Annotated in this window: 13 protein-coding genes; 7 read left to right on the top strand and 6 right to left on the bottom strand. The window is 68.8% G+C overall.

The window, feature by feature from the left end:
* The 3 genes from LXE91_RS14255 to LXE91_RS14245 are packed head-to-tail and all read right to left on the bottom strand — an operon-like array spanning window position 1 to window position 4,424.
* Entirely contained in the window at window positions 1-1,539 is a 1,539-nt protein-coding gene (locus LXE91_RS14255) for a DHA2 family efflux MFS transporter permease subunit (RefSeq protein WP_039364060.1), read from the bottom strand.
* The gene (locus tag LXE91_RS14250; RefSeq protein ID WP_039364063.1) at window positions 1,536-2,915 is read right to left on the bottom strand and encodes an HlyD/EmrA/EmrK family protein; all 1,380 of its coding nucleotides are present in this window, start codon (window positions 2,913-2,915) and stop codon (window positions 1,536-1,538) included. Before LXE91_RS14250 ends, LXE91_RS14255 begins: the two co-directional genes overlap by 4 nt.
* 9 nt (window positions 2,916-2,924) lie before the next feature.
* On the bottom strand, window positions 2,925-4,424 hold the full coding sequence (locus tag LXE91_RS14245) for an efflux transporter outer membrane subunit (protein ID WP_046196762.1): 1,500 nt from the start codon (window positions 4,422-4,424) through the stop codon (window positions 2,925-2,927).
* Between the two features lie 103 nt (window positions 4,425-4,527).
* Between LXE91_RS14245 and LXE91_RS14240 the strand changes: the two genes are divergently transcribed.
* Window positions 4,528-5,364 carry an AraC family transcriptional regulator gene (locus LXE91_RS14240; protein ID WP_039364066.1) on the top strand — a complete coding sequence of 279 codons (837 nt, stop codon included), beginning with the start codon at window positions 4,528-4,530 and terminating at the stop codon, window positions 5,362-5,364.
* 124 nt (window positions 5,365-5,488) lie between these two features.
* A complete protein-coding gene (locus LXE91_RS14235) occupies window positions 5,489-6,856 on the top strand; it encodes a glutamate--cysteine ligase (RefSeq protein ID WP_039354883.1) in 1,368 nt (455 codons plus the stop codon).
* 19 nt (window positions 6,857-6,875) lie between these two features.
* Here the strand turns inward: LXE91_RS14235 and LXE91_RS14230 are convergent, their stop codons facing one another.
* Window positions 6,876-7,988: a 3-deoxy-7-phosphoheptulonate synthase gene (locus LXE91_RS14230; protein ID WP_063779151.1), complete on the bottom strand. Its 1,113-nt coding sequence runs from the start codon at window positions 7,986-7,988 to the stop codon at window positions 6,876-6,878.
* A 381-nt stretch (window positions 7,989-8,369) separates the two neighbouring features.
* Between LXE91_RS14230 and LXE91_RS14225 the strand changes: the two genes are divergently transcribed.
* Genes LXE91_RS14225 through LXE91_RS14215 form a run of 3 tightly spaced genes read left to right on the top strand, consistent with a single transcriptional unit; the run spans window position 8,370 to window position 10,016 of the window.
* Window positions 8,370-8,780, top strand: a complete 411-nt coding sequence (locus tag LXE91_RS14225) for an acyl-CoA thioesterase (protein ID WP_039354887.1) — start codon at window positions 8,370-8,372, stop codon at window positions 8,778-8,780.
* Between the two features lie 28 nt (window positions 8,781-8,808).
* Entirely contained in the window at window positions 8,809-9,456 is a 648-nt protein-coding gene (locus tag LXE91_RS14220; protein ID WP_046196761.1) for a hypothetical protein, read from the top strand.
* Window positions 9,453-10,016: a shikimate kinase gene (locus tag LXE91_RS14215; RefSeq protein WP_052760008.1), complete on the top strand. Its 564-nt coding sequence runs from the start codon at window positions 9,453-9,455 to the stop codon at window positions 10,014-10,016. The genes LXE91_RS14220 and LXE91_RS14215 overlap by 4 nt, the downstream gene beginning before the upstream one ends.
* 137 nt (window positions 10,017-10,153) lie before the next feature.
* On the opposite strand, the gene LXE91_RS14210 is transcribed toward LXE91_RS14215, so the two are convergent.
* Complete coding sequence (locus LXE91_RS14210; RefSeq protein WP_157644963.1) at window positions 10,154-10,312, bottom strand: hypothetical protein; 159 nt, start codon at window positions 10,310-10,312, stop codon at window positions 10,154-10,156.
* 292 nt (window positions 10,313-10,604) lie between these two features.
* On the opposite strand from LXE91_RS14210, the gene LXE91_RS14205 reads away from it, so the two are divergent.
* Window positions 10,605-11,312: an SDR family NAD(P)-dependent oxidoreductase gene (locus tag LXE91_RS14205; protein WP_039354893.1), complete on the top strand. Its 708-nt coding sequence runs from the start codon at window positions 10,605-10,607 to the stop codon at window positions 11,310-11,312.
* Between the two features lie 31 nt (window positions 11,313-11,343).
* On the opposite strand, the gene LXE91_RS14200 is transcribed toward LXE91_RS14205, so the two are convergent.
* Window positions 11,344-12,309 (bottom strand): LysR family transcriptional regulator, encoded by a 966-nt coding sequence (locus tag LXE91_RS14200; RefSeq protein WP_039354896.1) that lies wholly within the window; start codon window positions 12,307-12,309, stop codon window positions 11,344-11,346.
* A 213-nt stretch (window positions 12,310-12,522) separates the two neighbouring features.
* On the opposite strand from LXE91_RS14200, the gene LXE91_RS14195 reads away from it, so the two are divergent.
* Entirely contained in the window at window positions 12,523-12,987 is a 465-nt protein-coding gene (locus LXE91_RS14195; RefSeq protein WP_039354899.1) for a RidA family protein, read from the top strand.
* Window positions 12,988-13,164: the final 177 nt, after the last annotated feature.

Genomic DNA, 13,164 nt, shown 5'->3' with positions numbered 1-13,164 from the left:
TCATCGTTTTGCGGCCGCGCCGGGTCCGAACGGCGGACGGGCGAGCCAGACCACCGCGATCACGGCGAGATACACGCAGCCGAGCGCGAACGAAACGTCGTTGAACGAGATCTGGTACGCCTGCGCATCGACCAGGTTGCTCAGCAGCGTGGCCGCGCGTTGCGGATCGCCGCCGCCGAGCCGGGCGACCTCGGCGCGCACCGCCGGATCGAACGCGCTCACGTGCTCGCTGAGCTGTGCGTGGTGCAGAATGGCGCGCCGGTCCCACAGGAACGACGTGATCGACACCGCGAAGCTCGCGCCGAGCGTGCGCAGGAACGTCGACAGGCCGGAGCCGGCGGCGATCTCGTCCGGCTTCAGGTCGGACAGCAGGATGCTGTTGATCGGCATGATGAACAGTGCGAGGCCGAGGCCCTGTAGCAGCTGGATCAGCGCGATGTGCGTGAAGTCGATGTCGGGCACGAAGCCCGCACGCAGGAACGACGACGTGCCGAGGATCGCGAACGCGCAGCACACGAGCACGCGCATGTTGAAGCGCGGTGCGTACTTGCCCATGAATGGCGTCATCAGCACCGGGATCACGCCCATCGGCGCGACGGCGAGCCCGGCCCAGAACGCCGTGTAGCCGAGCGTGCGCTGCAGCCACTGCGGCACGATCACGTTGACCGCGAAGAACGCCGAATAGGCGAGCACGAGCGTCAGCGTGCCGGCCGCGAAGTTTCGATGCGCGAAGAGCCGCAGGTTCACGATCGGGTTCGGCTCGTTGAGCTCCCAGATCACGAACAGCGCGATGCCGAACGCGGCGACCACCGACATCACGACGATGAACGTCGAGTTGAACCAGTCGGCTTCATTGCCCTTGTCGAGCACGATCTGCAGTGCGCCGACGCCGACGATCAGCGCGGCGAGGCCGACATAGTCGACACGCGCGGCGACCGTCGTCTCGACGCGCGCACGCATTTGCGCGAACACGCACATCGCGGCGAACACGCCGATCGGCAGGTTGATCAGGAATGCCCAGCGCCACGAGTAATGCTCGGTGACCCAGCCGCCGAACACGGGCCCCGCGATCGGCGCGACGACGGTGACCATCGCGATCATGGACAACGCGAAGCCGCGCCGCTGCGGCGGGTAGATCGACAGCATCAGCGCCTGCGTGGTCGGGATCATCGGCCCGGCCACCAGGCCCTGCAGCGCGCGGAACGCGATGAGCTGCGGCAGGTTCTGCGCGAAGCCGCACAGGAGCGACGCGAACGTGAACGCGAGCGTCGCCCACACGAACAGCCGCACCTGCCCGACGCGCTTGACGAGAAACCCGGTCAGCGGCAGCGCGATCGCGTTGCTGACCGAGAACGTCGTGACGACCCATGCGCTCTGCGTCGTGCTCACGCCGAAGTTGCCGGCGATCGTCGGCAGCGACACGTTCGCGACGGTGCCGTCGAGCACCTGCATGAAGACCGCGAGCGCGAGGCCGAAGGTCGTGAGCCCGACGCTCGACGGACGAAAGCCGCTGTCGGCGGCCGCCATCGGGCCGCTCATCGCACCGCCTCCGCGCGCACCGCCGCCGGCAGGTTCGCATGGATGACCTCGGCGATCAGGGTGTCGGCACGCGCGAGCTCGTCACGGTACACGTCGGTGCGGAACAGCGGCGCGCGCTGCTCGCGATGCGACAGCATCGCCCCGCTGCGATCGTGCTGGTCGACGCGTGCGTGCATCGACAGGCCGATGCGCAGCGGATGCGCGTCGAGCTGCGCCGGGTCGGTCAGTTCGATGCGGACCGGCAGCCGCTGCACGATCTTGATCCAGTTGCCCGTTGCGTTCTGCGCGGGCAGCAGCGAGAACGCGCTGCCGGTGCCGACGCCGAGGCTCTGCACGCGGCCGGTATAGCGCACCGCGTCGCCGTACAGGTCGGCGGTCAGCTCGACCGGCTGCCCGATGCGCATGTGCTCGAGCTGCTTCTCGGTGAAGTTCGCGTCGACCCACAGTTCGCGCAGCGGCACGACCGCGAGCAGCGGCACGCCGGGCGACACGCGCTGCCCGACCTGCACCGTCCGCTTCGCGACATAGCCGGTCACCGGCGCGACGATGGCGGTGCGGGCATGCGCGAGGTAGGCGGCCCGCAGCCGTTCGGCCGCGGCCTGCACGTCCGGGTGCGACGCGACCGCGGTGTCGTCGATCAGCGCCTTGCTCGTCTGGTGCTGCTCGCTCAGCGTCGCGAGCGCGCTCTGCGCGGCCGCGTAAGCACTTTGTGCGGACGTCAGCGTGTCGCGGGCATGCGCGAGTTCCTCGCGTGAAATCGCGCCGGAGCGGCCGAGATCCTCGCGGCGGCTGTAGTCGGCCTTCGCCTTGTCGAGCGCGGTGCGGCGCGTGTCGAGTTCGGCGCGTGCGCCGTCGATGCTGTTCGCGAGCCCGCGCTCGTTGCTGTACAGGCCGCGCACCTTGCGCACCGTTGCCGCGAGATCGGCCTGCGCGGTCGCGAGCGCGATCTGCGCGTCGCTCGGGTCGAGTCGGACGAGCGGCGTGCCGGCGCGCACGAGGTTGCCGTCGTCCGCGTCGATCGACACGACGGTGCCCGTCACCTGCGGTGTCAGCTCGACGACGTTGCCTTGCGCGTACGCGTTGTCGGTGGATTCGTACCAGCGCCCGACGATCACGTACCAGATGCCCCAGCCGATGATGCCGAGTGCGAACACGGCGATGAGCGCGCGCACCAGATGCTTGCGCCGCGCAGGCGGTGCGGGCGGCGTTGCGGGCGCGCCGCCGCCCGGTGCCGGTTGCGTGCGGGCATCAGGGCCACCCGGCCCGCCCGGCGCGCGCGGCGCGGCGGTGTGATCGGCCGCCGGCTGCTGGCGGGCGCTGGCGGTTTCGGCGGCGGCCGGTCGCGCGGGAGTCTGCAGGGAGTTGTCGCTGCTCATGGTTCGATATCAAGGACGTTGGGAAGGAGTGGCGGCAAGCGCGGCGTCGTCCGGCTCGGCGCGGAAGCCGCCGCCGAGCGCGGCGACGAGCTGCAGCGACTGGTCCGCGCGCTGCGCGCGCAGCGCGGCGACCTCGCGGCTCGCGACCAGCAGTTGCTGGCGCACGACGAGCGCATCGAGGTAGCTGCCGACGCCGGCCCGGTAGCGCGCGTCCGCGAGCCGCCACGCATCGGTGGCGGAGTCGAACGCACGCTGCTGCGCATCGGTCTGCACGGCGAGCGAATGCAGCCGGTGCAGATCGTCGGCGACTTCGCCGATCGCACCGATCAGCGTCTTGTTGTAGCCGGCGACCGCGAGGTCGTATTGCGCGTCGCGCCTGCGCAGCACGCCGCGCCGTTCGCCGCCGTCGAAGATCGGCAGGCTCACGGCCGGGCTGGCGTTGTAGGTGCGCGATGCGGCCTGGAACAGCGAGGCGCCGCCACGCGTCGCGAGCCCGATCAGCGCGGTGAGGCTGACGTTGGGCAGGAAATCCGCACGGGCGGCCGCGACGTTGCGGCTGGCCGCCTCGACCCGCCAGCGCGCGGCGACGAGGTCGGCGCGCCGGCCCAGCAGCGCGGCCGGCAGGTCGGCCGGTACCGCGAGCGCGGCGGCCGGCAACGGCGCGGGCCGCACCAGCGCGAGGCCGCGATCGGGGCCCGCGCCGAGCAGGATCGCGAGCGCGATGCGCGCACTGTCGATCGCCTGCGCGGTGCGGGCCTGCTCGCGCGTCGCGGCCGCGACTTCGCTTTCCGCCTGGCGCTGCTGCGCGACGTTGTCGATGCCTTTCGTGACGCGCTGGCGCGTGAGCGTGAGCGCTTCGTCGGCCCGCTCGTATTCGGCCCGCGCGACGTCCTGCTGGTCGAAGGCGTATGCGAGATTCACGTAGGCGCGCGCAACGTTGACCGACAGCAGCACGCGTGCGGCCTGCGCATCGACTTGCGCGGCGCGCGCTTCGCCGAGCGCGGCTTCCCACGCGGCCCGGCGGCCGCCCCACAGATCGAGATCCCAGCTCAGGCCGAGATTGATCTCGCGCGTGTGGCTGAAGAAGCCGCCGCCCTCGCCCGACGAAAACTGGGTGCCGGAAAGCCGCTCGGCCTTCGCGCTCGCACGGCCGACGAGGTGCGGCAACCGCGCGGCCTGCGCCTCGATCACCAGCGCCTGCGCTTCGCGTGCGCGCGCGTCGGCGGTCGCGAGATCGGGGTTGCCGGCGAGTGCCTCGTCGATCAGCGCGCTCAGTTGCGCATCGTTCAGCGCGCGCCACCAGTCGGCGGCCGGCCAGTCGGCGGCAGGCACCTGCGCGAGGCTGCGCGATGCGGCAAGCGTATCGGCGCCGCGCAGCGTGCCGGCCGGCGCGAGCCCGTCGCGGCTCGCGCACGCGCCGAGCATGACGAGCGCCGCGGCGACGGCGATTCGCGACATCGCGCGCAGTGCGCCGGCATCGCGTGTCCAGGGAGCAAGTGCTGCATGCATCGCATTCCTCTGCTTCGTATCGGTTTGAACACGACACGCATTGTTGGACGCCCCCGGACAAAGCTGATAATGTTGTTTAGACAAAAAATAATGAATTCCGGCCATGCCCATCCGAGACACTTCTCCCCCGCGCACCGTGCAGCGCGCCGACTCCGATCCGAGCGAGCGTGAGGACGGCCCGTCGCTGATCGCCGTCTGGGGCGAGGACGACGGCAGCAACACCTATCGGCTCGGCACCCGCGAGGTCGACTGGCACAGCCATCTGCGCGGCCAGGTGTTCTGCGTGGAAAGCGGTTTCGCGCACGTGCGCACGCCGCATGGTTCGTGGCTGCTGCCGCCGCATCGCGCCGGCTGGATTCCGCCGGGCGAGCAGCACAAGGTCAGCATCAGCGGCGCATTGAGCGGCTGGAGCGTCGTGATCGCACCGGCCGCGAGCCGGCGAATGCCCGATCAGCCGTGCGTGATCGCGATCACCGAGTTGATGCGCGCGCTCGTGCGGCGCGCGGTATCGTGGGCCGACCAGGATCGGCTCGACATCGAGCAGGCGCGCATCAGCATCGTGCTGCTCGACGAGATGCGCCGCGCGCCGCACGAGCCGCTGCACCTGCCGATGCCGCGCGACCGGCGGCTGCTGCGCATCGCGAACGCGATCCTCGGGCAGCCGCACGACAGCCGCACGCTCGAAGCGTGGGCCGAATGGGCCGGGCTGTCCGCCCGCACGCTGAGCCGGCTGTTCGTCGCGGAAACCGGCACGAGCTTCGCGCAGTGGCGCCAGCAGGCGCGCCTGACGCACGCGCTCGAACGCCTCGCGAGCGGCGACAGCGTCGCCAACATCGCCGACGCGCTGGGCTATGCGACGCCGAGCAACTTCATCGCGATGTTCCGCCGCGCGTTCGGCGATTCGCCCGCGCATTACTTCGCGAAGCGCCGGCAGCCGTAGCCGTAGCGCGGTGCGGTGTCCCCCGCCCCTATCACCCCTGCCAGTACAGCACCCGCACCGACGTCGCTATAGTCGTCGTGTGACCGGCCGGTCGGTCGCTCAATGTGACTTGTGGAGGGTGTCGATGTCGAATGCCGTTGGGTCGGACCACACGCCGATCGTCTCCGAGCAACAGCTCGCCGATCATCTGGCCGCCGGCTGCAAGCCGGCCGCGCAATTCCGGATCGGAACCGAGCACGAGAAGTTTGTCGTCGCGCGTGCGACACACGCCGCCGCGCCTTACGACGGGCCCTCGGGGATCGCCGCGGTGCTCGCGCGGCTGCAACGCGACGGGACGCCGATCGTCGATGCCGGACGGATCGTCGGCGTGATCCAGCCCGACGGCGCCGCGATCTCGCTCGAGCCGGCCGGCCAGCTCGAACTGTCGGGCGCGCCGCTCGATACGCTGCACGACACGCATGCCGAACTGCATGCGCACCTTGCCGCGGCCCGCGACGCATGCGGGCCGCTCGGCCTGCGCTGCGCGCCGCTGGGTTTTCACCCTCACCTGGCGCGTGCGGCGCTGCCTTGGATGCCGAAGCAGCGTTACAGGATCATGCAGCGCTATATGCCGCGCGTCGGCACGCGCGGGCTCGACATGATGCAGCGCACCTGCACCGTGCAGGTCAATCTCGATTTCGCGTCGGAAAGCGACATGGCGCGCAAGATGCGCGTGTCGCTCGCGCTGCAGCCCGTTGCCACCGCGCTGTTCGCGAATTCGCCGTTCGCGGAAGGCCGGCCGACCGGCCTGCTGTCGACGCGCGCACACACGTGGCTCGACACCGACGAGGACCGCTGCGGGGCGCCCGCGCTGTTCCTGTCCCGCAGCTTCGGTTTCGAGCGCTACGTGAGCTGGCTGCTCGACAATGTGCCGATGTACTTCGTGCGGCGCGGCGACCGCTACACGGATGCGACCGGCTGGACGTTCCGCGATTTCATGCGACGCCGCATTCCGCACCTCGAGGGCGACACGCCGACGCTCGGCGATTTCGCCGATCATCTGACGACGGTTTTCACCGAAGTGCGGCTCAAGCGCTATCTCGAGATGCGCGGCGCCGATGCGGGCTCGCCCGCGATGATGGTCGCGCTGTCCGCGTTCTGGACCGGCCTGCTCTACGATCCGGCCGCGCTGTCGGAGGCCGAGACGCTGTCCGCCGCGATCGACCGCGGCGCGTTGCTGACCCTGCGTCGCGACGTGCCGCGTTTCGGGTTGGGCGCCTCGGTCGACGGCCGCCCGTTGCGCGCATTCGCGGCCGATGCGCTGGCGATCGCGCATCGCGGCCTGCGCGCGCGGGCACGCAGGGACGCGGCCGGCCGCGACGAATCCGTGTATCTCGCGCCGCTCGACGAGATCGTTGCCGGTGCGCCGACCCAGGCCGAGCATTGGCTCGCCCGCTATCGCGACGCGTGGGCCGGCGACGCGACACGGATCTACGACGAAGCCGAAATCTGATTGCGTCGCGCCGGGCCGCTCACGCGCAGCACGCGAGCAGCGGCTCGCGCGCGAAGTCGAGGTCAGGCGTCGGCGCATGGCCACGCCGGCGCGCCCGCACTGCGTAGGCGAGCGTCTCGAGGAGCGGCGTGGTATCGGCGAACGACAGGCACGCATCGGTGATGCTCTGCCCGTAGCGCAGCGGCATGCCGGGCACGAGATCCTGGCGCCCTTCGATCAGGTTCGACTCGATCAGCACGCCGACGATGCGCGCGTCGCCGGCCGCGACCTGCGCGGCGACGGCCGTGCCGACGCCCAGTTGATTGCGGAACTGGCGGCGGCTGTTGCCGTGGCTGATGTCGATCATCACGCGCGGCGCGCATTGCGCGGCCACCATGCGCTCGCACACGGCATTCACGGCCGCCGCGTCGAAATTCGGTTCGCGCCCGCCGCGCAGCACGACATGCGTATGCGGATTGCCGGGCGACGCCGTCGCACATAGCCGCCCGCCCGCATCGACCGACAGGAAGCGATGCGCTCGCGCGGCCGCGCGCATCGCATCGACGGCCACCTGGACGTTCCCGTCGGTGCCGTTCTTGAAGCCGATCGGGATCGGCAGCGACGACGCCAGCTCGCGATGCACCTGCGATTCCACGGTGCGCGCGCCGATGGCCCCCCACGCGACCAGGTCGGCCAGATAGCGCGGCGACAGCGGATCGAGAAACTCGGTCGCCGCCGGCATCTCCGCCCCGTTGATGTCGCACAGCAGCGCGCGGGCCGTATGCAGCCCGGCGTCGATCCGTTCGCTGCCGTCCAGCAGCGGATCGTTGATGAGCCCTTTCCAGCCGACCGTCGTGCGCGGCTTCTCGAAGTACACGCGCATCACGATTTCCAGCTCGTCCGCGAATCGCGCGCGTTGCAGCGCGAGCCGCGCCGCATAGTCGCGCGCGGCGGCCGGGTCGTGCACCGAGCACGGGCCGGCGATGACCACGAGACGGTCGTCCGTGCCGTTCAACACGTCGACGATCGCGTGGCGAGCCTGATGAACCGTGCGCGTCGCGCGCAACGCAGGCTGCAGCGCGCCGGCCAGATCGGCGGGGGACGGCAAGTGCAGCACGGCGTCGCGGTGCGTCGTCCAGGTATTCGCATGCATGGGGACTGCCCTCCTGTCGATAATTCGGTGGATTTTTTACTACAGCGCGACTGTATTGAATGGCTCTTTCCGAGCGCAACTAACATATTTACCAGTTTCCAATTCATATCCTTATGAATGACAGAAATAAGCGCGACTTCGGGAAATAGAGGCATCAGCTTTGCCGTTCTTGAGATGTTTGGCGGGATGGAAATTCCATTTCCAGCGGGGAACCCGGGAGTAGTTGCTCGGGTTGGGGATGCGGAGTGCGTGGCGCTTCGCGGCGGGTCGCTATTCGTTCTGATAGTGGCGTCCCGATAGGCGTTCGATTAATTTTCAAATTCCTGACGGGCCAATCAGGAACAAATATATAAATCAACCCAGTCATTGCGGAGAACCACCATGTCGAAGCGTCATTATGAAACGCCCATTCACGTCAAATATCGCGATACGGATTCGATGGGGCATGTGAGCAGTCCCGTCTATTACGATTATCTGCAGCATTCGTACCTCAGCTACATGTTCGATCTCCTCGGCCTGCCGCGGAGCGAGAAGCTGCCGCACATCATGGTGAAGACGCAATGCGAGTACCTCGCACCGGCGCAATTCGGCGACAACCTGACGATCCGGTCGAGCATCGTGCGTTTCGGCAGCAAGAGCTTCGATCTCGAACACCTGATGGAGCGTGACGACCAGACCATCGTCGCGCGCGGCATGTCGACGCACGTGATGTTCGATTACGCGAACAACACGACGCAGGCCGTGCCCGACGAGTTCAAGGCACGCGTGCTCGAATTCCAGGGTTCGCTGTGATGCGCGCGCGCCATGTCGGGAGCGGTACGTGAGCGCCGGGGTGGCGCGCGCCCGGCGCCGGATCGGCGCGATCGTCGAGCGTCGCGACGATCGCGCGATCGTCATCGTCCGGCAGGCCGCGCAGGCGTTGCTCGAGCCGGCAGCGCTCGGGCGGCACCGCGCGCTCGTCGAGCGCCACGAGGACGAACTCGAGGTGCTGCTGCAGCCGTGCGGCGGCGCGCACGACGGGGTGCGGCCGCTGCTCGGGCGGTTGCGGGATGCCGGCGTGACCGTCGCGCTCGACACGGCCACGCTCGCTCACGACGCGTCGCTGCTCGAGTTCGCGAGCTGGGTCACGCAGTGCGCGACGCCCGGCGACACGGTGGCGCCGGCCGATGACGCAACTGTGCCGAGCGGCGGGCTGTTCTGCGGCCTGGTGGTGCGATGGCGCGACCTGCGCAACGGATGGCGGCGGCCCGAACGCGACGAAGCGCCCGCGCGCACGCCGCAAACCGTCGCGGCGGATGCGGCCGAGCATATCGCGGCAGGCGATCCGGGCGGACAGGTACTCGGCGCGCTGCTCGACGCCGACGACGCAACCACCGGCGCGGCGCTCGACACGCTGTCGGACGCGGTGCGCGCACGGCGGATCAGTGCGGCAACGCGGGCCGGCTGGCCGCTCGCGCGGCGCCTGTGAGCGCCGTCGTCGCGGCCGCCGACGCGCGCGCCCTGCCCGCCCGCGCAATCCTGGTCGGCATGATGGGCGCCGGCAAATCGACGCTCGGCCGCGCGCTCGCGGCATCGCTCGGCTGGACGTTTGTCGACAGCGACGACGAGATCGAGCGGCGCACCGGACGTTCGGTCGCCGCACTGTTCGATCAGGTCGGCGAAGGCGGCTTTCGTCTGCTCGAAACGCAGATCGTCGACGAACTGACGCAGCGCCCGAACGCCGTCGTGGCGACCGGCGGGGGCGCGGTGCTGAATCCACGCAACCGCGCGCGCATGAGCGAGCGCGGTTGCGTGATCTACCTGCATGCGGACCCGGACGCGCTGTGGCGCCGCACGCGCGACGACCCGCGCCGGCCGCTGCTGCGGGTGGCCGACCCGCGGCAAACGCTCGCCGCGTTGTACCGCTTGCGCGACCCGCTGTATCGCGAATGCGCGCATGCGCTCGTCGATACGACTTCGCAGGATGTCGCCCGCGCGACGGCCGATGTGCTGACGGTGCTGCTGGCGCGGATCAACGCACCGGATTGACGGCGCACCGCGAATGTTCGCTTCCCTGCCCTCGGTTCAGCAGCGAGAAGCACGAAGGCGGCCCGGACGTCGGGTATCAGACGCGTTTTCGAATCGGCGAGTTTGGATTCTTCATGGTGCTATTTTGATAAGAAAAGTTATCCGGATAGACGTGACAGATTATCCAACTGCGTGTTTTGTGACAGATGAATCGGCTCGTCAGGCCGCAGGAAAATCGTTCCTTTCGGTGAGTTCGCGCCACGATTGAGCGCATCGAGGGCGACGTCGGGCGCCGTATGGGCGAGCAGCAGGCGCATCGCCGTTCAACCGCGAATATCGCGGGCATTTGAGCCGGCCTCCCTGTGAAGAGGCTGAACGCGTGCAGTCGGGCAACACAGTGCCGATGCCCGGCGTCGGGCCGTCCACTCCACGCGCCCACTAGCCTGACTCGCAACCCGCCACCCCTCCCCGCATTTGTTCCCCCGACGCAAGACTGTTGCTCCACGGTGGGTATTCGAGATCGCAGGCGGCGCGCCTACAGTTCGCCCATCGGATTCACGGATCCGGTCGGCACCGAAGCCGAGAACCCTTCACCCATCGAGGCAAATCATGAGCGCATCCAAAGTCATCATCGTCACCGGCGCATCGCAAGGCATCGGCGCGGCAACGGTCGACGCATTCCGGGCCCGCGGCCATCGCGTCGTCGCAACGTCACGTTCGATCGGGCCGTCGAACGATCCCGACCTCGTCACCGTCGCGGGCGACATCGGCGACGCGGCCGTCGCACGGCGCGTGGTCGACGCCGCCATCGAACGCTTCGGCCGCGTCGACACGCTCGTCAACAACGCGGGCATCTTCATCGCGAAGCCGTTCACGCAGTACACCGCGGACGACTATGCGCAGATCACGAACGTCAACCTGAGCGGCTTCTTCCACGTCACGCAGCATGCGATCGCCGCGATGCAGAAGCACGGCGGCGGCCACGTGGTCAGCATCACGACGAGCCTGGTCGATCACGCGAACAACAACGTGCCGTCGGTGCTCGCGTCGCTGACGAAAGGCGGATTGAATGCGGCGACGAAGTCGCTCGCAATCGAGTATGCGAAGGCCGGCATTCGCGTGAATGCGGTGTCGCCCGGGATCATCAAGTCGCCGATGCACGCGCCCGAAACGCACGCGACGCTCGCGTCGCTGCATCCGGTCGGCCGCATGGGCGAAATGAGCGACATCGTCGACGCGATCCTGTACCTGGATTCGGCGCAGTTCGTCACGGGCGAGATCCTGCATGTCGACGGCGGCCAGAGCGCCGGGCATTGACGCGCGGTGTCGAAACCGCGAGCCGGCGCGCCTAACGCGATGCGCCGGCTCGTCTGGCGCGTGTCCCGGCCGGCTGCGTGGCCGGCGCGCGCGCCAGGTGCTCGACGAGAAAGTCGACGAACACGCGCACGCGCGACGACAAAAAGCGCGCATGCGGATACAGCAGCATGAACGGCCGCGACCGGCCGCCGAGGCCGGGCAGCACTTCCACGAGCGTGCCGGCCCGCAGATCCTGCTCGACGATGAAGCGATAGGTCTGGAACAGGCCCGCACCGCTGCGCGCGAGCGTCACACCGGCAAGATAGTCGCCCGACGTGCCGTAGCTTCCGGTCGTTGCGACGTCGATCCCGTCCGATCCATCGTTGAACAGCCACGGAATCGTTCGCCCGCTGCTCGGCAGCTCGAACTGGATGCATTCATGTGCATGCAGGTCGTCGACGGCGGTCGGCGTGCCCGCGCGCTTCAGGTAGCCGGGCGTCGCGACGATCACGAGCTCGGCATCCTCCAGCTTGCGTGCGATCAGGTTCGAATCGGCCGGCGCGCTGCCGCGGATCGCGAGATCGTAGCCTTCCTCGGCGAAATCGATGTTGCGGTTGCTCAGGTGGGTGTCGACGCGCACGTCCGGATACCGCTCGCGAAACGCCGGCAGCAGCGGCAGCACGCGATAGTGCCCGTACGGTGTCGGCATGCTGATCCGCAGCACGCCGGCGGGCGTCGCCTGCTGGCCGGTCGCCTCGCGCTCCGCGTCGACGAGTTGCGACAGCGCGTCGCGACACTGCTCGAAATAGCGGCGGCCGGAATCGGTCAGGCGGATCTGGCGGGTCGTGCGCACGAACAGCCGCACGCCGAGACGCGCCTCGAGCCGCGCGACCGAACGGCTGACCGCGGCCGGCGTGACGCTCGCCGCGTTGGCCGCCAGCGTGAAGCTGCCGAGTTCGGCGGCGAGGCAGAACAGCTCGATGCTGCCCAGCAGCAGATCGTCGAATTGTCGTTGCATGAGGCGATTCCTGCCGTCTGCGGCGCGTGGCGCGCGATGACGCCGAGTGTGCATGAATCTCGCGGCGGAAACCAGCGGGCGTATCGGGCGCGATTCGTTACACCACGTCGTGAGTCAATTGCGCTGCCGACATTTACCGGCTTCGGGCGCATGACTACAGTGACTCACAGGCAGCACCGATCGCCCGAACCCTTTTCCCGCAAGGAGCACGACATGACCGTCGAACAGAAACTGGCCGACCTCGGCCTCGCGTTACCCGAGCCGCCGAACCCGCTCGGCAGCTATACGGCCGCTAGCGAAGCCGGCAACCTGCTGTTCGTCTCCGGACAACTGCCGCTGGTCGACGGCAAGGTTGCCTGTACCGGCCGCGTCGGCGAGCAGTTGAGCGTCGACGAAGGCAAGCATGCCGCCCGGCTCGCGGCGCTGAACGTGCTCGCGCAGATCCGCCGGCACCTGCGCGGGTTCGAGCGCCTGCGCAAGATCGTGCGCGTCGAGGGGCACGTGAGTTCAGCCGACGGCTTTTTCGGGCAGCCGGCCGTGATCGACGGCGCGTCGGACCTGTTCGCCGCCGTGCTGGGCGAAAAGTCGGGCCACGCGCGGTCGGCATTCTCCCAACGCCAGTTGCCGGCCGACGCGGCCGTGATCCTTGTCGTGATCGCCGAGATCGACCCGGCCTGACCGATCGGCCGCCCTGCGGGGCGGCCAGCCGTTTCCGGGGCTTTTTCACCTGCCCTGCCCGGATTCGTTGGTCCGCGAATATCAGGGATCGATCGCCGGAAAGCCTTCTCCCGCAAAGCTGTACACGTTCCTGATACATTGAAATACAAAATATCGCATGCGATTTAATCGAATGCG

Origin of the sequence: Burkholderia contaminans, from assembly GCF_029633825.1 — a bacterium.
In the GTDB taxonomy this organism is placed as follows: domain Bacteria; phylum Pseudomonadota; class Gammaproteobacteria; order Burkholderiales; family Burkholderiaceae; genus Burkholderia; species Burkholderia contaminans.
This window is presented reverse-complemented; position numbering and strand designations above follow the sequence as displayed.

Coding starts and splice junctions, on each gene's coding strand:
- LXE91_RS14245 (WP_046196762.1), bottom strand. CDS start 4,424: ATGCATGCAGCACTTGCTCCCTGGACACGCGATGCCGGCGCACTGCGC.
- LXE91_RS14255 (WP_039364060.1), bottom strand. CDS start 1,539: ATGAGCGGCCCGATGGCGGCCGCCGACAGCGGCTTTCGTCCGTCGAGC.
- LXE91_RS14240 (WP_039364066.1), top strand. CDS start 4,528: ATGCCCATCCGAGACACTTCTCCCCCGCGCACCGTGCAGCGCGCCGAC.
- LXE91_RS14235 (WP_039354883.1), top strand. CDS start 5,489: ATGTCGAATGCCGTTGGGTCGGACCACACGCCGATCGTCTCCGAGCAA.
- LXE91_RS14200 (WP_039354896.1), bottom strand. CDS start 12,309: ATGCAACGACAATTCGACGATCTGCTGCTGGGCAGCATCGAGCTGTTC.
- LXE91_RS14195 (WP_039354899.1), top strand. CDS start 12,523: ATGACCGTCGAACAGAAACTGGCCGACCTCGGCCTCGCGTTACCCGAG.
- LXE91_RS14250 (WP_039364063.1), bottom strand. CDS start 2,915: ATGAGCAGCGACAACTCCCTGCAGACTCCCGCGCGACCGGCCGCCGCC.
- LXE91_RS14210 (WP_157644963.1), bottom strand. CDS start 10,312: ATGCGCCTGCTGCTCGCCCATACGGCGCCCGACGTCGCCCTCGATGCG.
- LXE91_RS14230 (WP_063779151.1), bottom strand. CDS start 7,988: ATGCATGCGAATACCTGGACGACGCACCGCGACGCCGTGCTGCACTTG.
- LXE91_RS14205 (WP_039354893.1), top strand. CDS start 10,605: ATGAGCGCATCCAAAGTCATCATCGTCACCGGCGCATCGCAAGGCATC.
- LXE91_RS14225 (WP_039354887.1), top strand. CDS start 8,370: ATGTCGAAGCGTCATTATGAAACGCCCATTCACGTCAAATATCGCGAT.